This is a genomic window from Streptomyces sp. NPDC002793 (assembly GCF_040295485.1).
In the GTDB taxonomy this organism is placed as follows: domain Bacteria; phylum Actinomycetota; class Actinomycetes; order Streptomycetales; family Streptomycetaceae; genus Streptomyces.
Genome location: NZ_JBEOVL010000008.1, coordinates 143,001 through 166,877 on the forward strand (window position 1 = coordinate 143,001; position 23,877 = coordinate 166,877).

General features: G+C 69.7%; 23 protein-coding genes. 10 read left to right on the top strand and 13 right to left on the bottom strand.

What is annotated here, in order from left to right:
- The first annotated feature begins 22 nt into the window (after positions 1–22).
- Positions 23–2,140: a SpoIIE family protein phosphatase gene (locus tag ABT001_RS10345; RefSeq protein ID WP_351275061.1), complete on the top strand. Its 2,118-nt coding sequence runs from the start codon at positions 23–25 to the stop codon at positions 2,138–2,140.
- On the opposite strand, the gene ABT001_RS10350 is transcribed toward ABT001_RS10345, so the two are convergent.
- The 3 genes from ABT001_RS10350 to ABT001_RS10360 all read right to left on the bottom strand — a co-directional run bounded on the left by ABT001_RS10350 (position 2,135) and on the right by ABT001_RS10360 (position 4,850).
- Positions 2,135–3,214, bottom strand: coding sequence for an AI-2E family transporter (locus tag ABT001_RS10350; RefSeq protein ID WP_351275063.1), 1,080 nt, complete (start codon positions 3,212–3,214; stop codon positions 2,135–2,137). The genes ABT001_RS10345 and ABT001_RS10350 overlap by 6 nt on opposite strands.
- 88 nt (positions 3,215–3,302) lie before the next feature.
- On the bottom strand, positions 3,303–4,259 hold the full coding sequence (locus ABT001_RS10355; RefSeq protein ID WP_351275064.1) for a pirin family protein: 957 nt from the start codon (positions 4,257–4,259) through the stop codon (positions 3,303–3,305).
- A 150-nt stretch (positions 4,260–4,409) separates the two neighbouring features.
- On the bottom strand, positions 4,410–4,850 hold the full coding sequence (locus ABT001_RS10360; RefSeq protein WP_351275066.1) for an SseB family protein: 441 nt from the start codon (positions 4,848–4,850) through the stop codon (positions 4,410–4,412).
- A 171-nt stretch (positions 4,851–5,021) separates the two neighbouring features.
- On the opposite strand from ABT001_RS10360, the gene ABT001_RS10365 reads away from it, so the two are divergent.
- From ABT001_RS10365 to ABT001_RS10375, 3 genes are all read left to right on the top strand, one after another.
- The gene (locus ABT001_RS10365) at positions 5,022–6,848 is read left to right on the top strand and encodes an acyl-CoA dehydrogenase (RefSeq protein ID WP_351275068.1); all 1,827 of its coding nucleotides are present in this window, start codon (positions 5,022–5,024) and stop codon (positions 6,846–6,848) included.
- Positions 6,849–6,967: 119 nt separating this feature from the next.
- On the top strand, positions 6,968–8,269 hold the full coding sequence (locus ABT001_RS10370; RefSeq protein ID WP_351275070.1) for a M18 family aminopeptidase: 1,302 nt from the start codon (positions 6,968–6,970) through the stop codon (positions 8,267–8,269).
- 107 nt (positions 8,270–8,376) lie between these two features.
- Positions 8,377–8,601, top strand: coding sequence for a DUF6458 family protein (locus tag ABT001_RS10375; protein WP_351275072.1), 225 nt, complete (start codon positions 8,377–8,379; stop codon positions 8,599–8,601).
- Between the two features lie 22 nt (positions 8,602–8,623).
- Here the strand turns inward: ABT001_RS10375 and ABT001_RS10380 are convergent, their stop codons facing one another.
- Positions 8,624–10,435 (bottom strand): NHL domain-containing thioredoxin family protein, encoded by a 1,812-nt coding sequence (locus tag ABT001_RS10380; RefSeq protein WP_351275074.1) that lies wholly within the window; start codon positions 10,433–10,435, stop codon positions 8,624–8,626.
- Between the two features lie 64 nt (positions 10,436–10,499).
- Between ABT001_RS10380 and ABT001_RS10385 the strand changes: the two genes are divergently transcribed.
- A complete protein-coding gene (locus ABT001_RS10385) occupies positions 10,500–10,994 on the top strand; it encodes an LURP-one-related/scramblase family protein (protein WP_351275076.1) in 495 nt (164 codons plus the stop codon).
- A gap of 92 nt (positions 10,995–11,086) precedes the next feature.
- Here ABT001_RS10385 and ABT001_RS10390 read toward each other — a convergent pair whose 3' ends face one another.
- Complete coding sequence (locus tag ABT001_RS10390) at positions 11,087–11,884, bottom strand: carbon-nitrogen family hydrolase (RefSeq protein ID WP_351275078.1); 798 nt, start codon at positions 11,882–11,884, stop codon at positions 11,087–11,089.
- Positions 11,885–12,098: 214 nt separating this feature from the next.
- Here ABT001_RS10390 and ABT001_RS10395 point away from each other — a divergent pair, with 214 nt between their 5' ends.
- Positions 12,099–12,923 (top strand): maleylpyruvate isomerase family mycothiol-dependent enzyme, encoded by an 825-nt coding sequence (locus ABT001_RS10395; RefSeq protein ID WP_351275080.1) that lies wholly within the window; start codon positions 12,099–12,101, stop codon positions 12,921–12,923.
- A gap of 78 nt (positions 12,924–13,001) precedes the next feature.
- On the opposite strand, the gene ABT001_RS10400 is transcribed toward ABT001_RS10395, so the two are convergent.
- The gene (locus tag ABT001_RS10400) at positions 13,002–14,309 is read right to left on the bottom strand and encodes an MFS transporter (protein ID WP_351275082.1); all 1,308 of its coding nucleotides are present in this window, start codon (positions 14,307–14,309) and stop codon (positions 13,002–13,004) included.
- A complete protein-coding gene (locus ABT001_RS10405; protein ID WP_351275084.1) occupies positions 14,306–14,980 on the bottom strand; it encodes a GntR family transcriptional regulator in 675 nt (224 codons plus the stop codon). Before ABT001_RS10405 ends, ABT001_RS10400 begins: the two co-directional genes overlap by 4 nt.
- Positions 14,981–15,311: 331 nt before the next feature.
- Between ABT001_RS10405 and ABT001_RS10410 the strand changes: the two genes are divergently transcribed.
- Positions 15,312–16,211, top strand: coding sequence for a D-alanyl-D-alanine carboxypeptidase family protein (locus ABT001_RS10410; protein ID WP_351275086.1), 900 nt, complete (start codon positions 15,312–15,314; stop codon positions 16,209–16,211).
- Between the two features lie 60 nt (positions 16,212–16,271).
- On the opposite strand, the gene ABT001_RS10415 is transcribed toward ABT001_RS10410, so the two are convergent.
- Complete coding sequence (locus tag ABT001_RS10415) at positions 16,272–16,454, bottom strand: DUF397 domain-containing protein (RefSeq protein ID WP_351275088.1); 183 nt, start codon at positions 16,452–16,454, stop codon at positions 16,272–16,274.
- Positions 16,451–17,338, bottom strand: coding sequence for a helix-turn-helix domain-containing protein (locus tag ABT001_RS10420; RefSeq protein WP_351275089.1), 888 nt, complete (start codon positions 17,336–17,338; stop codon positions 16,451–16,453). Before ABT001_RS10420 ends, ABT001_RS10415 begins: the two co-directional genes overlap by 4 nt.
- A gap of 227 nt (positions 17,339–17,565) precedes the next feature.
- On the opposite strand from ABT001_RS10420, the gene ABT001_RS10425 reads away from it, so the two are divergent.
- Positions 17,566–17,988, top strand: coding sequence for an ATP-binding protein (locus ABT001_RS10425; RefSeq protein WP_351275091.1), 423 nt, complete (start codon positions 17,566–17,568; stop codon positions 17,986–17,988).
- A 15-nt stretch (positions 17,989–18,003) separates the two neighbouring features.
- Here ABT001_RS10425 and ABT001_RS10430 read toward each other — a convergent pair whose 3' ends face one another.
- The 4 genes from ABT001_RS10430 to pdhA form a co-directional block, all read right to left on the bottom strand.
- A complete protein-coding gene (locus tag ABT001_RS10430; protein WP_351275093.1) occupies positions 18,004–18,543 on the bottom strand; it encodes a hypothetical protein in 540 nt (179 codons plus the stop codon).
- Positions 18,544–18,685: 142 nt separating this feature from the next.
- Complete coding sequence (locus tag ABT001_RS10435) at positions 18,686–20,086, bottom strand: dihydrolipoamide acetyltransferase family protein (protein ID WP_351275095.1); 1,401 nt, start codon at positions 20,084–20,086, stop codon at positions 18,686–18,688.
- An 11-nt stretch (positions 20,087–20,097) separates the two neighbouring features.
- Positions 20,098–21,078, bottom strand: a complete 981-nt coding sequence (locus tag ABT001_RS10440) for an alpha-ketoacid dehydrogenase subunit beta (RefSeq protein ID WP_351275097.1) — start codon at positions 21,076–21,078, stop codon at positions 20,098–20,100.
- A gap of 2 nt (positions 21,079–21,080) precedes the next feature.
- Entirely contained in the window at positions 21,081–22,241 is a 1,161-nt protein-coding gene (gene pdhA, locus ABT001_RS10445; protein WP_351275099.1) for a pyruvate dehydrogenase (acetyl-transferring) E1 component subunit alpha, read from the bottom strand.
- A 345-nt stretch (positions 22,242–22,586) separates the two neighbouring features.
- Here pdhA and ABT001_RS10450 point away from each other — a divergent pair, with 345 nt between their 5' ends.
- On the top strand, positions 22,587–23,246 hold the full coding sequence (locus tag ABT001_RS10450) for a response regulator (protein WP_351275101.1): 660 nt from the start codon (positions 22,587–22,589) through the stop codon (positions 23,244–23,246).
- Between the two features lie 81 nt (positions 23,247–23,327).
- On the top strand, positions 23,328–23,858 hold the full coding sequence (locus tag ABT001_RS10455; RefSeq protein ID WP_351275103.1) for a pyridoxamine 5'-phosphate oxidase family protein: 531 nt from the start codon (positions 23,328–23,330) through the stop codon (positions 23,856–23,858).
- Positions 23,859–23,877: the final 19 nt, after the last annotated feature.

Here is a 23,877-nt window from a genome sequence, read left to right on the forward strand (position 1 = left end):
GAAATCTTCCTAAAGTAGGGCAATGCGCACCGAGGAGATCCTGGCTGCGATCGGGACCGGTCTGTGGAGCTGGGACAGCTCATCGGGCATGGTCACGTTCGACGCCGAGGCGGCGCGGCTGGTGGGCCTGCCCGCCGAGGCCACGGTCCGCCCCGGCGACGAGGTGCGCCGTCGCATCCACCCCGCCGACTGGAACGAGGTCGACGGCGTCGTGAACTTCGCGATCGCCGAGGACACGGTGGCCGAGGCCCGGATGCGGATCATGGACGAGGACGGCGCGGTCGTACGCACGGTGCGCACCCGGTCCAAGCCGGTCCCGCTGGACACCCCGGGCCGCCACACGTACGTACTGATGGGCACCCTCCAGGAGGTCGCCCAGCCCCCGGAGGCCAATGCGGCGCAGACCCCGCTCACCGGCGACTGGCGGCGGTCGCGCGAGGCGTTCCTGCTGGACGCGGGGCGCGCGCTCGCCGAGGCCGGGTCCACCGAGGAGGTCATGCGGGTCGCCGCCTCGCTCTCCATGCCGGGTTTCTCGCCGGACGGGCTCGCGGTCTTCGGCATCTCGGGCGAGCGGCTGACGGTGATCGGGCACCACGGGCACAACGTCGGCGACGAGAAGCCGTTCACCGAGATGTCCCTGGAGACCGACTACCCGGCCGCCGAGGTCGTACGGACCGGCCAGGCGATCTACCTCGAGTCGCCCGAGGAGTACCGGCGGCGCTTCCCGACCACCTGGCCGCTCGCCATGGAGTTCGGACGCCGCTCCTGGGCCTTCCTGCCGCTGATCGCGTCCGGGCACACCATGGGCGCCTGGATGGCCGGATTCCGGCACAACGTGAAATTCTCGCCGGACGAGCGCTCCGTGCTGGCGACGGTGGCCAGGATGCTGGCACAGGCGCTGACCCGGGCGGGGGCCGCCGACAACGAGCGCGAGCTGTCGACGGGCCTCCAGAGGGCGATGCGGCCGTCCCTGGGCCCCGGCGTTCCCGGCCTGGCGGTGGCGGCCCGCTACGTCCCGACGGGAGGCGGCCTGGAGATCGGGGGCGACTGGTACGACATGATCCCGCTGCCCAACGGCCGCATCGCCGTCGTCATCGGTGACGTCCAGGGCCACGACGTGCGGGCGGCCGGCCTGATGGGCCAGTTGCGGATCGCACTGCACGCGTACGCCTCCGAGGGCCACCGCCCCGACGCGGTGCTCTCCCGGGCCTCGCGCTTCCTGGCCGGCCTGGCGGAGACGTACGGCCTCAACGACGGCGAGCGCCCGTCCGAGGCGACGCGCTTCGCGACCTGCCTGTACGCGGAGGTCGACCCCGAGACCGGGGTCCTCGACGTCGCGAGGGCGGGCCACCCGGACCCGGTGGTGATCAGCGTCGACGGCACCGCGGTGATCCGGCAGACCGCGGGTGGGCTGCCGCTGGGCGTCGAGAGGGACGCCGACTACCCGACGACCCGTGTCGTCCTGGGGCCCGGCGAGACGATCATGCTGTGCACGGACGGACTCATCGAGACCGGGGGACACGACATGGCCACCGGCTGGACCAGGCTCAGGCCGGTCCTGGAGAAGCCCGTCGAGGACCTGGAGGAACTCGCGGACGCCCTCGTGCGGATCGTGCACGGCCCGGGTTCGCACTACACGACCGGGCCGCTGGCGGACCGTCGTGAGGACGACATCGCGGTCCTGGTCCTGCGCCGCGAGGCCACGCGGACGCGCAGGACCCCGGGGCGGCGCTCGGCCATGACCATCGCCCAGGCGGAGCCCGAGCGCATCGCGGCCGCCCGGCATCAGCTACGGGAACTGCTGCACGACTGGGCGGACTCGGAACAGATCGACTCCGCGGAGCTGATGGTCTCCGAGATGTCCACGAACGTGCTCGTCCACACCGACGGGGACGCGCTGCTCCTCGCGGAGGTGACGGGTGAACAGGGGGTTCGGCGGCTGCGGGTCGAGGTGGCCGACACCAGCGACGAACTGCCGCACAAGCGGCGGCCGGGGGAGATGGCGTCCAGCGGCCGCGGGCTGGTGCTGATGGAGATGCTCGCCGACGCCTGGGGGGTGGATCCGAGGGGCGAGGGGAAATCGATCTGGTTCGAGCTGTACGAGTCGGCGGAGCCCGTGGAACTGGCCACCGGTTCATGAGCTCTCCGGAACCGCGCGTCCCGTGCCGTCGGACGCCCCGTACCCCTTGCGCAGCTCGCCGATCACCCCGGACACCGCGGCGCACAGCGGCACCGCCAGGAGCATGCCCAGCAGTCCCGCGACGCTCGCACCCGCGGTCAGCGCGACCATGATCATGGCGGGGTGCATCTGGACCGTCCGGCTCTGGATGACGGGCTGGAGCACGTGCCCCTCCAGCACCTGCACGGCGAGCACCACACCGAGCGCCCAGAGCGCGATCACGAGTCCCCGGTCGGCGAGCGCGACCAGCACGGCGACGGCGCCGGAGATGAAGGCCCCGAGGTACGGGATGTAGGCACCGACGAAGACCAGCGCGCCCAACCCCACCGCGCCCGGCACACCCAGGACCAGCAGGCCGACCGTGATGCACAGCGCGTCGATCAGGGCGATGAAGGTGGTGCCGCGCATGAACCCCTCGACGGCCTCGAAGGCCCTGCGCCCCATGGCCTCTACGAGGTCACCCGTCCCACGCGGGGCGACCGTGTGGGCGAGGTGGACGGCGCGGTCGGAGTCCCGCAGGAAGAAGAACGTCAGCAGCAGGGCCAGGACGGCGGTGGTCACGAGCGACCCGATGAGGCTGATGCCGGTGAGCAGTCCGCCCGCCGCGCTCGCGCCGAACTTCTCGACGAGGCTCTTCGCGTTGTCAGCCAGGTCGTCCACGTCGGCGACGCCCGCGATGTCGAAATGGTCGATGACCCACTGGGCGGCGTCCTTCAGCGAGGCCACGATCTGGTCGCCGGTGTCGACGAGGGCGGTGACGACGATGTATCCGGCGCCGCCGACCACTGCCACGAGCACGGCGCAGGTGAGTCCGGCCGCCACCGACCGGTTCACCTTGTGCGCGGTCAGCCACCGGTGGACGGGGCCGAGGAGCGCGGTGCCGAGCAGGGCCAGCAGGACCGGGGTGACCGCGGTCTTGAGCGCGACACACACCCAGACGGCCACCGCCACGACGCCGACGACGAGGAGCAGGACACCGCACCAGGCGGCCGTTCGCCGCGCGGCGTCGGGCAGGAGGGGCTTGCGGGTAGGCACCGTCCCACCCGATCACGGACCGGGAGCGGTGTCCCTTCCGTCGGGGCGTACGGGTGACGGGTCGTCACCCGTACGCCCTCAGGGCCGGTCACATGCCGTGGACGGCGGGGACCTTGCCCAGGCGGCCGGCCTGGAAGTCGTCGAAGGCCTGCTGGAGCTCGTCCTGGGTGTTCATCACGAACGGCCCGTAGTGCGCCATGGGCTCACGGATCGGACGCCCGCCGAGCAGCACGACCTCCAGGTCCGGCGTGTTGCCGTCCTGCGTCTCGTCGGCGCGGACGGTCAGCGAGGACCCCTTGCCGAAGACCGCGGTCTGGCCGGTGTGGACGGGGCGGCGCTCCGCACCGACGCTCCCGCGCCCGGCGAGGACGTACGCGAGGCCGTTGAACTCCTCGCGCCAGGGCAGCGTCACCTCGGCACCCGGCCTGATCGTCGCGTGCACCATGGTGATCGGGGTGTGCGTGATGCCCGGGCCCTCGTGACCGTCCAGGTCACCGGCGATGACGCGGAGCAGCGCGCCGCCGTCCGGGGAGGCGAGGAGCTGGACCTGGCCACCGCGGATGTCCTGGTAGCGCGGCGCCATCATCTTGTCGGCCTTGGGCAGGTTCACCCAGAGCTGGAGGCCGTGGAACAGGCCGCCCGACATGACGAGGGCCTCCGGCGGGGTCTCGATGTGCAGGAGGCCGCTGCCGGCCGTCATCCACTGGGTGTCACCGTTCTCGATGGCGCCGCCGCCACCGTGGCTGTCCTTGTGGATGAAGCTGCCGTCGATGATGTAGGTGACGGTCTCGAAGCCGCGGTGCGGGTGCCAGGGGGTGCCCTTGGGCTCACCGGCGGCGTACTCCACCTCACCCATCTGGTCCATCATGATGAACGGGTCGAGGTGCCGGTAGTTGATCCCGGCGAAGGCGCGCCGCACCGGGAACCCCTCGCCCTCGAAACCGCTCGGCGCGGTGGTGACGGTCAGCACGGGACGGGCCGTGGCCTCGGCCTGGGCCGCGACCTTCGGCAGGGTCAGCGGGTTTTCGACGGTCACTGCGGGCATGGGAGCCACCTCCGGGAGTCTTCTGATCCCAATTTAGTTGAACGGTGAACATCTTGCAAGGCCGCGTTCATTCCCACCCCCCTCCGGACAGCATCGAGGGCCCGCACCACACGGGTGCGGACCCTCCGGTCACTCGGTTCCGGGGTGGCCTCAGCCGTACATACGCCTCATCGCGAAGTCCACCATCTGCTCCACCGCCTTGGCGTCGAACACCATGCGGTGGTCGCCCTCCATGTCCAGCACGAAGCCGTAGCCGGTCGGCAGCAGGTCGATCACCTCGGCGCCGGTGATCACGAAGTACTTGGACTCCTTGCCCGCGTACCTCCGGAGCTCCTTGAGCGTGGTGAACATGGGGATCACCGGCTGCTGGGTGTTGTGAAGGGCCAGGAAGCCGGGGTTGTCGCCACGCGGGCAGTAGACCTTCGCCGAGGCGAAGATCTGCTGGAAGTCCTCCGCGGAGAGCGAACCGGTCGTGAAGGCCCGTACCGCGTCGGCCAGGGACGGCGGCGAGGGCTCGGGGTACAACGGCTGCTCGCCGTAGCCGCCGCCCATCTGCTGCTGTGCGCCCTGGTTCTGGTCGTAGCCATACATGCGGCAAAGAGTAATCGGACACATCTGTGCCTTGAGGGGTTGCGTCTTATTACTGGCGGGTAGCATCATCGTAAGGGTCAGGTGTCACACCCACGCCAGGCCGTCCGTCGCCCGAACCTCACTCCTCCACGGGGCGCTGCGCGCCACTGCTATTGATTACGGAGCCTTCCCATGGGGCACTACAAGTCGAATCTCCGCGACATCGAGTTCAACCTCTTCGAGGTCCTCGGGCGCGACAAGGTCTACGGCACCGGTCCGTTCGCGGAGATGGACGTCGACACCGCGAAGAGCATCCTGGACGAGGTCACCCGCCTCGCCGAGAACGAGCTCGCCGACTCGTACGCCGACGCCGACCGCAACCCGCCGGTCTTCGATCCCGAGACGAACACCGCGCCCGTCCCGGCCTCCTTCAAGAAGTCCTACCAGGCCTTCATGGACTCCGAGTACTGGCGCCTGGGCCTGCCCGAGGAGATCGGCGGCACCACCTCCCCCCGCTCCCTGATCTGGGGTTACGCGGAGCTGCTGCTCGGCTCCAACCCGGCGGTCTGGATGTACTCCTCCGGCCCCGCCTTCGCCGGCATCCTCTTCGACGAAGGCAACGAGGCGCAGAAGAAGGTCGCCGAGATCGCCGTCGAGAAGCAGTGGGGCTCGACGATGGTGCTGACCGAGCCGGACGCCGGCTCGGACGTCGGCGCCGGCCGCACGAAGGCGGTCGAGCAGGAGGACGGCTCCTGGCACATCGAGGGTGTGAAGCGCTTCATCACCTCGGGCGAGCACGACATGTCCGAGAACATCCTCCACTACGTGCTGGCACGCCCCGAGGGCGCGGGCCCGGGCACCAAGGGGCTCTCCCTCTTCCTGGTCCCGAAGTACCACTTCGACTGGACCACCGGCGAGCTCGGCGAGCGCAACGGCGTCTACGCGACGAACGTCGAGCACAAGATGGGCCTCAAGGCGTCCAACACCTGCGAGATGACCTTCGGCGACCAGCACCCCGCCAAGGGCTGGCTGATCGGCGACAAGCACGACGGCATCCGCCAGATGTTCCGCATCATCGAGTTCGCCCGCATGATGGTCGGCACGAAGGCCATCGCCGCCCTGTCGGCCGGTTACCTCAACGCGCTGGAGTACGCCAAGGAGCGCGTCCAGGGCACCGACCTGTCGCAGTTCATGGACAAGACGGCCCCCAAGGTCACCATCACGCACCACCCCGACGTGCGCCGCTCCCTCATGACGCAGAAGGCGTACGCCGAGGGCATGCGCTCCCTCGTGCTCTACACCGCCTCCGTCCAGGACGCGATCCAGGCCCAGGAGGCCGCGGGCGAGGACGCCAAGGCCCTCAACGGCCTCAACGACCTGCTGCTCCCGATCGTGAAGGGCTACGGCTCCGAGAAGTCCTACGAGCAGCTCGCGCAGTCGCTCCAGACCTTCGGCGGCTCCGGTTACCTCCAGGAGTACCCGGTCGAGCAGTACATCCGTGACGCCAAGATCGACACCCTCTACGAGGGCACGACGGCGATCCAGGGCCAGGACTTCTTCTTCCGGAAGATCGTCCGCGACCAGGGTGCCTCCCTCAACGCCCTCTCCGAGGAGATCAAGAAGTTCCTCGCGGACGCCCACGGCACCGAGGAGCTCTCCGGCTCGCTGGACAACCTCGCCAAGGCCGCGGTGGACCTGGAGGCGATCGTCGGCACGATGATCACCGACCTCACCGCGACCGGCGAGGACGTCAAGAACATCTACAAGGTCGGCCTCAACACCACCCGCCTCCTGATGGCCTCCGGTGACGTCGTCGTCGGCTACCTGCTGCTCAAGGGCGCCGTCGTGGCCGCCGAGAAGCTGCGTACCGCGTCCCCCAAGGACGTCGCCTTCTACCAGGGCAAGATCGCCGCTGCGAAGTTCTTCGCCGCGAACGTCCTGCCGGGCGTCTCCGGCGAGCGCGCGCTGGCCGAGGCCGTCGACAACTCGCTGATGGAGCTGGACGAGGCCGCGTTCTAGGGTCTTCCGTTCAGATCGGCCGGAGTTCCACGAGGGCCCGCGTCTCCGCGTTTCGGGAGACGCGGGCCCTTGTGCCGTCCCGCGTCCGGGCGGCGGGGACAGGTCGTAGGGTGAGGCGCATGAGCACATCTCCCGCCCGCTTCGACCGCGGTCACACCGACGACCTGATGACCTTCCTGATGGACTCCCCCTCGCCGTACCACGCCGTGGCCTCCGCCGCGGCCCGGCTGGCTCGGGCCGGTTTCCAGGAGGTCGAGGAGACCGCGGCATGGGACGCCACCACGGGTGGGAAGTACGTCCTGCGCGGTGGAGCGATCGTGGCCTGGTACGTGCCGGAGGGGGCCACCCCCCACACCCCGTTCCGGATCGCGGGGGCCCACACCGACTCCCCCAACCTGCGGGTCAAGCCGCTGCCGGACTCGGGGGCGTACGGCTGGCGCCAGATCGCCGTCGAGATCTACGGCGGAACACTCCTCAACACCTGGCTCGACCGTGACCTGGGCCTGGCCGGCCGGATCTCGCTGCGGGACGGGACCCACCGCCTGGTCGACATCGACCGACCCCTGCTGCGCGTGCCGCAGCTGGCCGTGCACCTGGACCGGTCCGCCAACACCGACGGGCTCAAGCTCGACCGGCAGAAGCACATGCAGCCGATCTGGGGGCTCGGCGAGGTCGAGGAGGGCGACCTCATCCGCTTCGTCGCCGAGGAGGCGGGCGTCGACGCCGACGACGTCACCGGGTGGGACCTGATGCCGCACCCCGTCGAGCCGCCCGCCTATCTCGGCCGGGACCGTGAGCTGCTCGCCGGCCCGCGCATGGACAACCTGCTCTCCGTGCACGCCGCGACCGCCGCGCTCGCCGCCGTGGCCGCGCAGCCGGACGCGGAGATCCCCTACATCCCCGTGCTCGCCGCCTTCGACCACGAGGAGAACGGTTCCCAGTCCGACACCGGTGCGGACGGCCCGCTGCTCGGCACGGTCCTGGAGCGCTCCGTGTTCGCCCGGGGCGGCTCGTACGAGGACCGGGCCCGGGCCTTCGCGGGGACCATCTGTCTCTCCTCCGACACCGGTCACGCGATCCACCCCAACTACGCCGAGCGCCACGACCCGACGCACCACCCGGTGGCCAACGGCGGGCCGATCCTCAAGGTCAACGTCAACATGCGGTACGCGACGGACGGCAGCGGCCGTGCCGTGTTCACGGCCGCCTGCGAGAAGGCGGGCGTGCCGTGGCAGACGTTCGTCTCCAACAACGCGATGCCCTGCGGCACGACGATCGGTCCGATCACCGCCGCCCGCCACGGCATCCAGACCGTCGACATCGGCGTCGCGATCCTGTCCATGCACAGTGCCCGCGAACTGTGCGGCGCCGACGACCCCTATCTGCTGGCGAACGCCCTCGCGGCGTTCCTGGCCGGCTGACCGGCCCTCCGCTTCTCGACACCCCACCGGGACATGATGGTTGCCGGGCCGGGTACTCGGTCGGTACACCGGCCCGGAATCACCGGGCCGTCGAGGAGGCGGAAGTCATGGGACTCGGAGGATGCATTCTCCTGATAGGTGGCGGGGCGATTCTGGCGTTCGCCACGGACTGGGAGATGGACACCGTCAACGTCGACCTGGTCGGCTGGATCATGATGCTCGTCGGCCTCATCGGGGTCTTCGTCTATGTGAGCATCGCGCGCCGCCGCCGCATGGTCGTGCCGCCCACCACCACCACGGTCGTCTCGGAGGACGAGCGCCACTACCGGTGACCTGACGGCACACCCGAAGCCGTCAGCCCTGCTCGTCCATCCCGGCCAGCACCAGCGGGAGCCTGGAGGCTCCTGCGGCGGTGACCTTCACGGGGACACCCCAGTCCTGCTGGTGCACATGGCAGGCCGGGTACTCGTTCGCCGGGTCGTCGTCGCAGGACGCCGCCATCGCGGAGACGTGCAGGACACCCTCGGTGACCCCGTCCGCCAGGACCAGGTCACGGCTCAGATCCGTACCGGCACCCGACCCCTCGGCCAGCAGTTCCGGCGGGGTCGAGGAGACCAGCAGCCGGGTGGAGGGACCGTACCGGGTGTCCAGTTTCTGCCCGGCGGGTGCCTGGAAGACCACGTCCAGCCGCAGTGTGCCGGGGGCGACCTCGGTGGCCGCCCGCTGGGTGCGGTGGGCGCGGTCGGCGACGCGCACGGCTTCCTCGGGGAGCCTCAGCCGGGTCAGCCGGTGCCGCGCGGATTCGACGACGACCAGGTCGCCGTCCAGGAGCACCGCGTCGCTCGGCTCCCTCAGGTCCGTGGCGAGCGTCGTGACCTCGCCGGTCTCCGGGTCGAAGCGGCGCAGCGCATGGTTGTAGGTGTCGCTGACGGCGACCGAACCGTCAGGCAGCGCCGTGACACCCAGCGGGTGCTGGAACAGCGCCTGTCCTGCGGGTCCGTCCCGGTGGCCGAAGTCGAAGAGGCCGGTGCCGACGGCCGTGTGGACGGCGCCCTCCACGTCCACGTACCGCAGCGCGGATGTCTCGGAGTCGGCGACCCAGAGCCGGTCCCCGGCCGCGGCGAGACCGGACGGCTGCGCGAACCACGCCTCGGCGCCCGGCCCGTCGACGAGACCCTCGTTCGTCGTGCCGGCGGCGACCCGCACCGTGCCCTGCTCGGGGTCGTAGGTCCACAGCTGGTGCACTCCGGCCATGGCGATCCACAGGCGGTCGCCGAACCAGGCGATGTCCCACGGTGAGGACAGGTCCACCTCCGTGGCGGGGCCACTGGTGGCGGAGCCCTGCCACCACTGACGGCCCGTGCCGGCGAGCGTGGTCGTCACGCCCGTCGCGAGGTCGAGGGCCCTGATCGCGTGGTTGACCGTGTCCGCGACCGCGATCCGGCCGTCCGGCAGGAAGGCGAGGCCCTGCGGTTCGCTGAACCGCGCCCCGTCCCTGCCGCCGTCCACGAACCCACGCTCGCCACTGCCGTAGTGGCCCCGCACGGTCTCCCCGTCGGCGTCGAGCTCGACCAGACGGTGGCGGGTGGTGTCGGAGACCAGGAGGCCGCCGTCGGGGAGCGCGAGCGCCTTGCCCGGGAACCGCAGGTGCGTGGCGACCGGCTCGGGAGCGATGTACGGACCGTCACCTCGGCGCAGCGTGCCCTTCGCCGCGTGCTCGGTCTCCAGCTCCTCGACCAGCTTCTCGATGGCGTGGGCGTGTCCCTCACCGGCGTGCTGGGCCACGACATAGCCCTCGGGGTCGACGACGACGAGCGTGGGCCAGGCCCGGACGGCGTACTGCTTCCAGGTGGCGAGCTCGGGGTCGTCGAGGACGGGGTGGTGCACCTCGTACCGCTCGACGGCGTCGACGACGGCCTGGTGCTCCGCCTCGTGCACAAACTTCGGGGAGTGGACACCGATGATCACCACCGTGTCGCGGTGCTTCTCCTCCAGCTCACGCAGCTCGTCGAGCACATGCAGACAGTTCACACAGCAGAAGGTCCAGAAATCCAGGATGACGATGCGTCCCCGCAGGTCAGCAAGGGTGTACTGCCGGTCGCCTGTATTGAGCCAGCCGCCCTTGCCGATCAGTTCGGGGGCGCGGACACGTGCACGTGCTGTCATGACACCAGTCAACAGCACCGTGGCCTGCGCGCATTCCGGTGAGGCGTCGGGGAACCTGTGATCCATGAGACTTCTCGTACGTGAGCGGCTGTTCGGCGTCGGTGAGGACTACTGGATCGAGGACGCGGACGGGCGGAAGCTCTTCCTCGTCGACGGCAAGGCCATGCGCCTCCGGGACACCTTCGAGCTGAAGGACGCGGACGGCCGGGTGCTGGTGGAGATCCGTCAGAAGCTGGTCAGCCTGCGCGACACCATGATCATCGAGCGCGACGGCGAGGAGCTCGCCAAGGTCAAGCGGAAGCGGCTCTCCCTCCTGCGCAACCACTACCGGGTGGACCTGGTGGAGGGCACGGAGCTGGACGTCAGCGGCAAGGTCCTGGACCGCGAATTCGCCATCGACTACGACGGGGAGCTGCTCGCCCAGATCTCCCGGCGCTGGCTGACCGTCCGCGACACGTACGGCATCGACATCGTGCGGGAGGACGCGGATGTGGCCCTGCTCGTCGCGGTGGCCGTGTGCGTGATCGTCCTCGCGGACAAGGAGCGCGGCGAGGACTGAAGGACGCGAGCCGATGTGAGACGACACGGCCACGGAACGACGGCCCGGTTTCACGTGAAACGTGACCGGGCCGTCGGCGGTCGGTGCGCGGGTCAGGCCAGGCGGCGCCGGGCCAGGCCCAGACGGCGGTCCTTCAGGGCCGGGAACTGCTCCCTGATGGTGGCGACCCTCGTCGGGTCGAACTCCACGGTCAGCACTTCCTCGGCCGCCCCGGCCTCGGCCAGCACCTCGCCCCAGGGGTCGACGACGATGCTGTGACCCGCCTGCTCGACCCCCGCGTGGGTGCCCGCCGAGCCGACCGCCAGGACGTACGCCTGGTTCTCGACGGCGCGGGCCTGCGCCAGCAGCGTCCAGTGCGAGCGGCGCCGCTCGGGCCAGCCGGCCGCGACGATGAGGGTTTCGGCCCCCGCGTCGACGAGCCCTCGGAACTGCTCGGGGAAGCGCAAGTCGTAGCAGGTGGCAAGGCCGACCGTGGTCTCCGGGAGGGCGACGGTGACGAGCTCCTCACCGGCCCCCATCAGCACGGCCTCGCCCTTGTCGAAGCCGAAGCGGTGGATCTTGCGGTAGGCGGCGGCGAGATCGCCCTCGGGCGAGAACACCAGCGAGGTGTTGTAGAGGGTGCCGTCCTCGGCGCGCTCGACGAAGGACCCGGCGTGCAACCAGACCCCGGCGTCGGCCGCCGCCTTCGCCATGACGTCGTGCGTGGGCCCCCGCAGCGGCTCGGCCTCGTCGGCGAACGCGGTGTACTCGAAGGCACCGACCGGCCAGAGCTCGGGAAGTGCGACCAGGTCCGCACCCCGCTGGGCCGCGACGAGTGAAGCCGCGCGCTCTCTACGGGAATTGACCGATTCATCCGGGTTTACTGCGATCTGGATGAGGGAGGCGTGCACACTACCACCGTCCTGGCATGGAAGCCGTCAACGCGGGCCTACGATCGTCACACGAAAGCACTGCCGGGGTGCCTGCTCGCAGCGTAACTTAGCGAACGAACTCCCCACGCAGATCGCAGACCGCAGACCGCAGACCGCACCTCCGGTGCCGGCCGTCCCGTCCGGCACTCCCTGCTCTCCAGCCCATGCACCGCAGAACCGCACGAGGGGTCCCGTGACCGTCCATCCCAGCCTCCAGACCTATGCCGATGCCTGGACCCACTCCATCGAGTCGATATCCGAGCTGGTCAAGCCGCTCGCCGAGGGGGAGTGGAACCGCCGGACGCCCTGCCCGGGCTGGTCGGTGCGCGACATCGTCTCGCACGTCATCGGCATGGAGTGCGAGCAGCTCGGCGACCCCCGCCCGATCCACACCCTGCCGCGCGACCTCTACCACGTGCAGAACGACCACCAGCGCTACATGGAGATGCAGGTCGACGTACGGCGCCACCACACGGCGCCGGAGATGACCTCGGAGCTGGAGTACACGCTCATCCGGCGCATGCGTCAGCTGCGCAACGAGTCACGGGCACCCGAGACCATGGTGCGGGCGCCGCTGGGCGCCGAGCAGACGCTGGAACTGGCACTGCGCATGCGGGCCTTCGACGTCTGGGTGCACGAACAGGACCTGCGTACGACGCTGGGGCAGCCCGGCAACCTGGACTCCCCCGGTGCACTGATCGTCCGGGACACGCTGCTGGTCGGGCTGGCGAAGGTGGTCGCCAAGGACGCGGGCGCGCCGCCCCATTCGGCCGTCGTCTTCGATGTGCACGGCCCGCTGGAGTTCCTGCGCACGGTCAGGGTCGACGGCGAGGGCCACGGCTCGGTCGACGGCTCCCCGTCGTTGGGGCCCGCGGCGACCCTGGCGATGGACTGGGAGACGTACTACCGGCTGGCCTGCGGCCGGGTCCGGGCACAGGCCGTGGAGGACCTGGTCAAGGTCGAGGGCGACCAGGCCCTGGCGGCCGAGATCCTGCGCAACTTCGCCGTGACCCCGTAGGACCCCGGCCCCACAGCGCTGCGACCGGCGGCGCCCGCCCGTGTACGGACCGGGACGGGCGCGCCGCCGGGGGCGCCGTCAGACGGGCACGTGCACGGCTTCGACCCGGCTCACGACGTGGTGGTCCCGCTCGCGGTGCGTGGCACCGGCGTGCAGCCGCAGGATCTGCACGACGCCGAGCACCTCCAGGACGAAGACCGAGGCGAACGCGATGCGGTAGTCGTCCCCCGTCGCGTCCAGCAGGACACCGACCGCGAAGAGCGTCGTCATCGAGGCGACGAAGCCGCCCATGTTGACGATGCCCGAAGCGGTGCCCTGGCGTTCCGGCGGATTCGCCGGGCGGCCGAAGTCGAAGCCGATCATCGAGGCCGGGCCGCAGGAGCCGAGCACCACGCACAGGGTGATCAGCAGCCACATCGGCGCGTGGTCGCCCGGGTAGAAGATCGTGGACGCCCAGAGCAGCGCGGTCATCGCGATCGTGCCCAGGGCCAGCGGGGCACGTGCCGCGTGGTGACGGGCGATGATCTGGCCGTAGACGAGCCCCACCACCATGTTGGAGAGCACCACCAGCGTCAGCAGCTCGCCTGCCGTGCCCCTGCTCAGCCCCTGCGCCTCGACCAGGAACGGCATGCCCCACAGCAGCAGGAAGACCATCGCGGGGAACTGTGTGGTGAAGTGCACCCACATGCCCAGGCGGGTCCCCGGCTCCCGCCAGGAGGCGGCGATCTGCTTCCGCACGTACGCCGCTCCGGCTCGCTCCGCGGGCGGGGGCTCGTGCCCCTCGGGGTGGTCCTTGAGGAAGAGCAGCAGCGGTACCAGCACCACCACACCCGCCAGCGAGCTGCCGACGAAGGTCGTGGTCCAGCCGAACCCGTGCAGCGCGCGGGCGATGAAGAGGGTCGAGACGAGGTTGCCCGCCATCCCGAAGAGCCCGGTCACCTGTCCGATCAGCGGTCCGCGCCGGGCGGGGAACCACCTGGCGCCGAGCCGCAGCACGCTGATGAACGTCATCGCGTCACCGCAGCCGAGCAGCGCGCGGGACGCGAGCGCCATGCCGTACGACGGGGAGAGCGCGAAGCCCAGCTGCCCCAGGGTGAAGAGCACCACCCCGATGGTGAGGACCTTCTTCGTGCCCAGGCGGTCGACCATGAGGCCGACGGGTATCTGCATCCCGGCGTAGACGAGCAGCTGGAGGATGGAGAACGTCGACAGGGCGGAGGCGTTGACCTCGAACCGGTCGGCGGCGTCGAGTCCGGCGACACCCAGGCTCGTACGGAAGATGATCGCGACGAAGTAGACGGCGACACCGATGCCCCAGATCCACAGGGCACGCCGGCCGCCGGGCGGGTCACCGGGCAGCGACAGGGTGGGGGCGGCCGAGCTCATCGGTCATCACCCCGGACCAGCACCTTGACCCGGCTGACGTGGCGCCGCACGACCTGCGCGGCGCCTTCGGCGTCACCTGACCTGATCGCGTCCAGCAGCTCACCGTGCTCGGTGATGTTGGCGGCGATCCTGCCGGGGTGCGCCTCCATCACGGCCACGCCCATCCGCAGCTGCCGGTCGCGGAGCTGGTCGTAGAGCCGGGACAGGATCTCGTTGCCCGCGTTCTTCACGATCTCGGCGTGGAAGCAGCGGTCCTTGACGGACACCGCTGCCAGATCGCCCGCCTCGGCGAGCTCCCGCTGCTCCTCCAGGAGCTGTTCGAGCCGGGCGATCAGCTGCGCCGGCGCGGGCACGGCCTTGCGTGCGGCGAACTCCTCCACCAGCAGCCGGGTCTCCACCACGTCGGAGATCTCCTGCGCGGAGACCGCGAGCACCAGCGCGCCCTTCTTCGGGTAGAGCTTGATCAGCCCTTCGACCTCGAGGCGCAGCAGCGCCTCCCGCACCGGGGTCCGTGATACGCCGACGGCCTCGGCCAGGTCTCCTTCGGTGAGGAAGGTCCCACCCTCGTAGCGGCGGTCGAGGACCGCCTCCTTGATGTGGGTGTAGACGCGCTCGGCGGCGGGCGGAGGCTTGGGATCCGCCTTACGGGCGGCAGGGGGTGCGGCAGGCATGCACACAGCATAGATACAACATGCACCCATGCGGGCGCCCGTCCGGATCCTGGAACGCCACGGGCCTCCGGCACGGACGGTGTCCGCCCCGCCCGCAGGCCGGGCGGGTACGTACAGGCCCTGGACTTCCACCTCCGCAGGACAGCCCGCACCTCCGACGTCCAGGCCACGATCCGGACACTGGACGAGCTGCTCACGTCGTACAGCTGACCGACTATCCTCTTCGACACATTCACCCGTACGTGAGCACATCCATCCGGTCATCTCACGAGTCTCACCACCGAGCGGCGCCCCATGTAGCCGCATTTCAGGTGCATTTGGAGTGTTCGACTTGAAACTTGGTCTCAAGGGCATGAATCGGGCGAGCGTTTCCGCCACGGTGGCCCTCACCGCGAGTGCCGTCCTCGCGGGCAGCGCGCTGGCCTCCACGGCTCAGGCGGCGGCACCGCCGACGCCCTCGATCACCGCCAAGGGCGGTTTCGTGATGAACAGCGGTACGTCGAAGGCGCTGTACGGCAAGGCGGCGGACACCCGCCGCTCCACCGGCTCCACGACGAAGATCATGACCGCCAAGGTGGTGCTGGCCCAGAAGAACCTGAACCTTGATTCCAAGGTCACGATCCAGAAGGCGTACAGCGACTACATCGTCAAGAACACCGCCTCGTCGGCCCGGTTGATCGTCGGCGACAAGGTCACGGTCCGTCAGCTCCTGTACGGCCTGATGCTGCCGTCCGGCTGCGACGCCGCATACGCCCTCGCCGACAAGTTCGGCTCCGGCTCCACACGCGCGGCCCGGGTGAAGTCCTTCATCGGCAAGATGAACGCCTCCGCGAAGAGCCTCGGCCTGAAGAACACCCGCTTCGACTCCTTCGACGGCATCGGCAGCGGCTCGAACTACTCCACGCCGCGCGACCTGACGAAGATCGCCGCCAGCGCGATGAAGAACTCGACGTTCCGCGCGATCGTGAAGACGAAGTCGACCAAGCAGAAGGTCACGACGAAGAGCGGCGGCTACCGCTACATGTCGTGGTCCAACACCAACCCGCTGCTCGGCGGCTACAGCGGCGCGATCGGCGTGAAGACCGGCTCGGGCCCGTCGGCCAAGTACTGCCTGGTCTTCGCCGCGACCCGCAACGGCAAGACCCTCATCGGTACCGTCCTCACCTCGACGTCCGCGGCCAACCGGACGACCGACGCGAAGAAGCTGCTGGACTACGGCTTCAAGAAGTAGCCCTGCGGTACGGACACGGGCCCTGCCCGCGCGACGCGCGGGCGGGGCCCTCTGCCGTTGCTACGGCTGCCGGCGGAGGTCGGCCGTGAAGGCCACCCACGCCGCCGGAGCGACAGTCAGCACAGGCCCCTCGGGCCGCTTGGAGTCACGGACAGCGACGGCATCGCGGACGTTGAGACCGACCTCCACACACTCGCCATTCGGCTCGCTGCGGCTTGCCTTCCGGAAGTGAAACTCGCTCACTCGTCCATCCCCTTGGCGATGCTCTGTATGAATCGCAACGAGTCGTACGGCGACAGGCTCGTCGCACAAGTGCGCGCGAAGAGTTCAGTGTAGGCGGCGCTCTCCTCTGCGCCCTCGACCCAGTTGGTCGAGCGCAGGCCGTCCATGTGCACCACGTCCACCGCACCTTGCTCCGCGAACGAGAGGATGTTGAAGGGCCCACCACCGCAGGAGTGCACCCCCGCTCGGAATGGGAGCACTTGCACGTCGATGTTGGGCGCTCCCATCAGCTCGCACAGGTGGCGCAGCTGCTGGCGCATGACCTCCGAGCCGCCGATCATCTGACGTAGCGCCGCCTCCCAGATCACCGCGTGTACGCGCAGAGGGCTGTCACCATGCAGGCGCCGCTGGCGCCGCAAGCGCACATCGACCAGGTGCTCGATCTCCTCGATACGGTCGGGTGAAACAGCGGCCACCGCGAGGGCCCTCATGTACTCGGGCGTCTGGAACAGCCCTGGAATCAGGGCAAGCTGCCATGTCCGCAACCGGAGAGCGACGTCCTCCATCGCGATGTACTCACGCAAGCTTCCTGGTGTGAGCTCGGTGACCCACCAGCCCTTGGCCTTGCGCCGCTCCCGGTCCAGCTTGGCCAACTGGAGCATGCCCTCAACCACACGCGGGTCGTCGATCCCGTACACGCGGCAGAGCGCGATGACATCAGGGTCCCGGAACGGGACCCACCCACGCTCCATCTTGGCCACTTTGGCCGCCTGGGCGCTGAGGGCCATCGCAGCCTGCGTCTGGTTCAGGCCGGCCGCTTCCCGGAGTTCCAGTAATTGGTTACCCAACTGGCGGGCCAGGACTGTAGACACACGGTTCCCCAGGTCGACGCGCGACTTCGGCACCGTTCACACCTCCTGTTGTCGAGGACAGTGTGCAATCGCCGATCCTCCGGCACACAATCACTCGGTCGGGGATAAATATCTCTGAGAGATTGTGTCAGGGCATTGGCAGTGACTACGTTCAGCACCGAGCCGCTCACACAGCGGTACCCCCGCGGCGGAAGCGCACCGCCCTGCCCTGCGCAGGTGACGGCATTGCCACCGCCCGCTCTCACCGGAGGCACGCGAGCATGACCGCAGCCCAAGAGGAAACCGGCCCCGACCCCGTACTTCACGAGGACCGCCTCGACTACACACCCACCGCCCGCAGCGTCACCCTCTGCCGCCGACGAGCGGCGCGCCTCGTCGCGGAGTGGGGGCATCCTCATCTCGCCGATGAAGCCTCGCTGCTGGTCAGCGAGTTGGCGACCAACGCGTTGCTGCACGGGTGCATGCGGGGCCGGCTCTTCCGGGTGCGCCTCACCCTCACCCCGGCCGTGCTCCGCGTCGAGGTCAGCGATCCGCGCGGGGAGCGGCTGCCCGGACCGCGTGCACCGGGGGCCGACGACTGCTACGGGCGCGGGCTGATCGTCGTCGCCCGGCTCGCCGACCGCTGGGGCGTCGAGCCTCGCACCGTCGGCAAGACCGTGTTCGCCGAACTCACCGTGCGATGACCGCGGAACGGCGGCTCAGGCACCCTCCTCCGCGAGGGACAGCGCCGAGGCGATCGTGCGGGTGGCGAAGTCCGGGTCGTCCGTGATGCGGTTGATGTGCTCCGCGAGCAGGAACGCGGTGGCTTCCAGGGGGTTCATCTCCTCCTCGGTCCAGTCCCCGTACTGCCTGCGCCACAGGTTGGGACTCAGGCCCGTGCCCGCGGCGACGACCAGGCCGGCCATGGTGGGGATGGCCTCGGGACGGATACTCCTGGGCATCCGGCGCAGCGTGGCCACGAGGGTGGGCACGACGTACTCGATGACGTCCTTGTCCTCCGCTTCATGAGCCTGCCGCAGCCAGGTCATGAACATGTAGATGATCGTGCACGTGCCGTCCAGCACCTCCTCGGCACCCCCGGGTCCCAGCGAGGCCACGACCTGTTCCGTCAGGGCCCGCTGTTCGAGGTCGCTCGCGGTGCTGCCGTCGCGAATGGACTTGAGCCGCGAGTCGATCATCATCAGCGCTGCGCCCACATCGCCGGCGGGAGCGTACTGGGGGTCGCAACTCGATGACACAGGAAGCCTCCTCGGGTGAACGCGCCGGGTGACGCCGCATGTTCGCAGCGTAGTCGCACGCACCGTCGTCGCGGGCGCGTATGCCGATGGGCCCGCGCACGCACCGCGCGGGCCCATCTCGTACACGTACCCGCAGGGGCGACTACGCCCAGGTGATCAGCCGCTTCGGCTGCTCCAGGATCGCCGCGACATCCGCGAGGACCTTCGAGCCGAGCTCGCCGTCGACCAGGCGGTGGTCGAAGGAGAGCGCCAGGGTGGTCACCTGGCGGGGCTTCACCTTGCCCTTGTGGACCCAGGGCTGGAGCTTGATCGCCCCGACCGCGAGGATCGCGGACTCGCCCGGGTTGAGGATCGGCGTACCGGTGTCGACGCCGAAGACGCCGACGTTCGTGATGGTCACCGTGCCGCCCGCCATGGCGGCGGGGGACGTCCTGCCCTCCCGTGCCGTGGAGACCAGCTCGCCCAGTGCCTCGCCGAGCTGGGGCAGGGTCTTGTCGTGCGCGTCCTTGATGTTCGGCACGATCAGACCGCGCGGGGTGGCGGCGGCGATACCCAGGTTGACGTAGTGCTTCTGGACGATCTCCTGGTTGGCCTCGTCCCAGGCGGCGTTGATCTCGGGGTGGCGCTTGATCGCGACCAGGAGGGCCTTGGCGATGATCAGGAGCGGGTTGACCCGGACCCCCGCCATGTCTTTGTCCTCCTTGAGCTCCGCGACGAGCTTCATCGTGCGGGTCACGTCGAGGGTCACGAACTCGGTGACGTGCGGCGCGGTGAAGGCGCTGCCGACCATGGCCTGCGCGATGGCCTTGCGCACGCCCTTGACCGGGACACGCGTCTCCCGGGCGCCCGCCGTCGGCTGAGCCACCGGTACGGCCACGGGTGCGGAGGGGGCCGCCTCGGTCCGCGCGGGAGCCTCGGCGGGGGCAGCCACCGGTGCGGCCGCCGCGTGGACGTCCTCACGGGTGATGACGCCGCCGTCGCCGGTCGGGGTGACCGTCGCGAGGTCGATGCCCAGGTCCTTCGCGAGCTTGCGCACCGGCGGCTTGGCGAGCGGCCGGCTCTCCGGGACGACGGCGCCGTGTCCGTTCATCTCGGCCTGGATCGCGGCAGCGGCCGGGCCGGGGACCTCGACAGCCTTGCGGGCGCGGCGCTTGGTGGATGCCTCGGACACGCCGTAACCGACGAGCACCGGCTGCCGGGCCTTGGGGGCTTCCGGCTCGGGCTGCCGGACGGGCTCGCGCGCGGCTTCGGGAGCCGCCGGGGCGTCACCGCTGCCGGGCGCCACGTCCACCGCGATGATCACTTCACCGACGTCGACGGTGGTGCCCTCGGGGAAGCGCAGCTCGTGCACCACCCCGTCGAACGGGATCGGCAGCTCCACCGCGGCCTTGGCGGTCTCGACCTCGCACACGACCTGGCCGTCGGTGACGGTGTCACCGGGCTGGACGAACCACTTGAGGATCTCGGCCTCGGTCAGTCCCTCGCCCACGTCGGGCATCTTGAACTCACGGAAACGAGCAGACGTTTCGGTCATCGTCGTCACGAACCCTCTCCTCAGAACGCCAGCGAGCGGTCGACGGCGTCGAGCACCCGGTCGAGACCCGGCAGGTACTCGTCCTCGAGCCGGGCCGGCGGGTAGGGCGCGTGGTAGCCGCCGACCCGCAGCACCGGCGCTTCGAGATGGTAGAAGCAGCGCTCGGTGATCCGGGCCGCGATCTCGGCCCCGGACCCGTAGAAGACCGGTGCCTCGTGGACCACCACCAGCCGGCCGGTCTTCTCGACCGAGGTCTGCACGGCGTCGAAGTCGATCGGGGACATCGACCGCAGGTCGAGGACCTCGATCGACTTGCCCTCCTCCTGTGCCGCGGCTGCGGCCTCCAGGCAGACCTTCACCATCGGGCCGTACGCGACGAGCGTGAGGTCGGAGCCCTCACGGGCCACGGCGGCCTTGTGGAGCGGGCCGGGGATGGACTCGGTGTCGAGCTCCCCCTTGTCCCAGTAACGCCGCTTGGGCTCGAAGAAGATGATCGGGTCATCACTCTGGACGGCCTGCTGCATCATCCAGTAGGCGTCGCTCGCGTTGGACGGCGAGACGACCTTCAGGCCCGCCACATGCGCGAACAGCGCCTCGGGCGACTCGCTGTGGTGCTCGACGGCACCGATGCCGCCGCCGTACGGGATGCGGATGACCACGGGCAGCTTGATCTTGCCGAGGCTGCGGGCGTGCATCTTCGCGAGCTGCGTGACGATCTGGTCGTACGCGGGGAAGACGAAGCCGTCGAACTGGATCTCGACGATCGGGCGGTAGCCGCGCAGGGCCAGGCCGATCGCCGTACCGACGATGCCGGACTCGGCGAGCGGGGTGTCGATGACCCGGTCCTCGCCGAAGTCCTTCTGAAGGCCGTCCGTGATGCGGAAGACCCCGCCGAGCTTGCCGACGTCCTCACCCATGATGAGGACCTTGGGGTCGGTTTCGAGAGCCTTGCGCAGCGACTCGTTGAGCGCCTTCGCGAGGGACATCTTCTCAGCGGCCATGGCTAGTTGCCCTCCTCGGCGAACGATGCCTGATAGGCGGCGAACTGGGCGCGCTCCTCGTCGACGAGCGGGCTGCCGTCGGCGTAGACGTTGTCGAAGATCGCCAGCCGGTCCGGGTCGGGCATGGCCCGTACCGCTTCGCGGACCCGCTTGCCGAGGGCCTCGCTCTCCTCGTCCAGCGCGGTGAAGTACGCCGCGTCGGCGAGCTCCTGCTTCTCCAGGTACGTGCGCAGCCGCAGGATCGGGTCCTTGGCCTCCCAGGCCGCCGTCTCCTCGTCCGCGCGGTACTTGGTCGGGTCGTCGGAGGTGGTGTGGGCACCCATCCGGTAGGTGAACGCCTCGACGAGGGTCGGCCCCTCGCCCCGGCGGGCACGCTCCAGCGCGGACTTGGTGACGGCCAGGCACGCCAGTACGTCGTTGCCGTCGACCCGGATGCCGGGGAAGCCGTAGCCCTGCGCGCGCTGGTAGAGCGGCACTCGCATCTGCTTCTCGGTCGGCTCGGAGATCGCCCACTGGTTGTTCTGGCAGAAGAACACGACGGGGGCGTTGTAGACCGCGGAGAAGGTGAAGGACTCCGCGACGTCACCCTGGCTGGAGGCACCGTCACCGAAGTACGCGATCACGGCCGAGTCCGCGCCGTCCTTGGCGACGCCCATGGCGTAGCCGGTGGCGTGCAGGGTCTGCGAGCCGATGACGATCGTGTACAGGTGGAAGTTGTTGGTGTTCGGGTCCCAGCCGCCGTGGTTCACACCGCGGAACATCCCGAGCAGGTTGGTCGGGTCGACGCCCCGGCACCAGGCCACGCCGTGCTCCCGGTAGGTCGGGAAGACGTAGTCGTCGTCGCGCAGCGCACGGCCGGAGCCGATCTGCGCGGCCTCCTGGCCCAGCAGCGAGGCCCACAGGCCCAGCTCGCCCTGGCGCTGCAGCGCGGTGGCCTCGGCGTCGAAGCGACGGGTCAGGACCATGTCGCGGTGGAGACCGCGGAGCTCGTCCGCGCTCAGGTCGATCTGGAAGTCCGGGTGCTCGACGCGCTCGCCCTCGGGCGTCAGCAGCTGTACCAGCTGGGGCTCGGAACTTTCCGGCTTCTTCGCGGGCGTCTTCGCGGCGCTGGTCCGCTTGCTGCTGCGTCGCGGTTTGCGCGCGGCAGTGCTCTCCACGGTCACGTGCGTGCTCCTCCGTCGGTCCGGCCCCCGGGATGGCCGGGAACCAGTGCGGCTCGCCTGTGCCCGGGCCGGTGCACGGGGTGGGTGCGACTCGGCCGGAACAGGCGTGACAGGTGCCCCGGCGAGCGTCCTGTCATAAGCACGTTACCCAGTGCGTCGCATAACTGCGAAACACCTTGTGACCTGCGATTTTGCTTGGATTTCCAAGTAAATCGCGAAAATCGCGAACTCCCGCTGGTCACAGCATCGGTAACGGCCTGGCAGGCGGCCGGAACAAGCGCACGTTATCCCGGCAGACAGCCCCAGGGAAGGGCGGAGGGGAAGGGAGTGTGTGAGACTGCGAATGTGCGCGAAGAAGGAAAAATCACGGTATTCCTGCTCGATGATCACGAAGTCGTGCGACGCGGGGTCCACGAGCTGCTGACCGCCGAGGACGACATCGAGATCGTCGGCGAGGCGGGCACGGCGGCGGACGCCCTCGCACGCATCCCGGCGACCCGTCCCGACGTCGCCGTCCTGGACGTACGACTCCCGGACGGCAGCGGCGTGGAGGTCTGCCGCGAGGTCCGCTCGGGGGACGAGAACATCAAGTGCCTGATGCTCACCTCGTACGCCGATGACGAGGCCCTGTTCGACGCGATCATGGCGGGCGCCTCGGGATACGTGCTGAAGGCCATCCGCGGCAACGAGCTGCTCAGCGCCGTACGCGACGTGGCGGCCGGAAAGTCACTGCTGGACCCGGCGGCCACCGCCCGCGTGCTGGAACGGCTGCGGGAGGGGAAGGACAACAAGGGGGACGACCGGATCGCCGGGCTGACCGACCAGGAGCGCAAGATCCTCGACCTGATCGGCGAGGGGCTGACGAACCGGGTGATCGGCGAGCGACTGCACCTGGCCGAGAAGACCATCAAGAACTACGTGTCCAGCCTGCTGTCCAAGCTGGGCATGGAGCGGCGCGCCCAGGCGGCGGCGTACGTGGCGAGGCTGCAGGCCGAGAAGCGCTGAGCGCACGCGGGGACTTTGGTCCCTTCCCGCCGGGGGCTGCGGACCCTTACACGGCTCCTACCCGTGGCGGAGAGTGGAGGCATGCTCTCCTCCCGCCCCTCCGGCACCGGTGCGGCGACGGGTATCTGCTCCTCCGGCCCTGCCGGGCCCCCCGTCTCCACCGCGTCCGCCTCCTCCAGGTCCGCCGCGTCCGCCCCGCCCCTCGCCGACAAGCTGCGGGCCATCGAGCTGCTCGGCAGTGTCCGGTACGGCCGGCTGGCCATGAGCATGCGCGCCCTGCCCTTCCTGGCGGTGGCCAGGCACCTGGTGATCGAGGGCCGCGTGATCCTGCGGATGCACCGGGGGCTCGGTTTCCACGAGTCCTGCGACGGAAGCGTCATCGCCTACGGGGCGGACAACTTCAACTCCTCCGCGGCCGGGGACGCGTCCGGCGATCTCTGGTCGGTGCAGTTCACGGGTCCCGTCGAGATCGTGCGTCCGGCCCCCCACCAGCGTGGACTCTTCGGCGCCGGTCCGACCGAGGTGAACGGCGAGGACTTCGACCCCGTCTATCTCCGGCTCGACCCACAGCTTGCCCACATGCACACTTTGATCTTCGACGCAAGTCCGTAAAACCAGCCACACAGGGCCA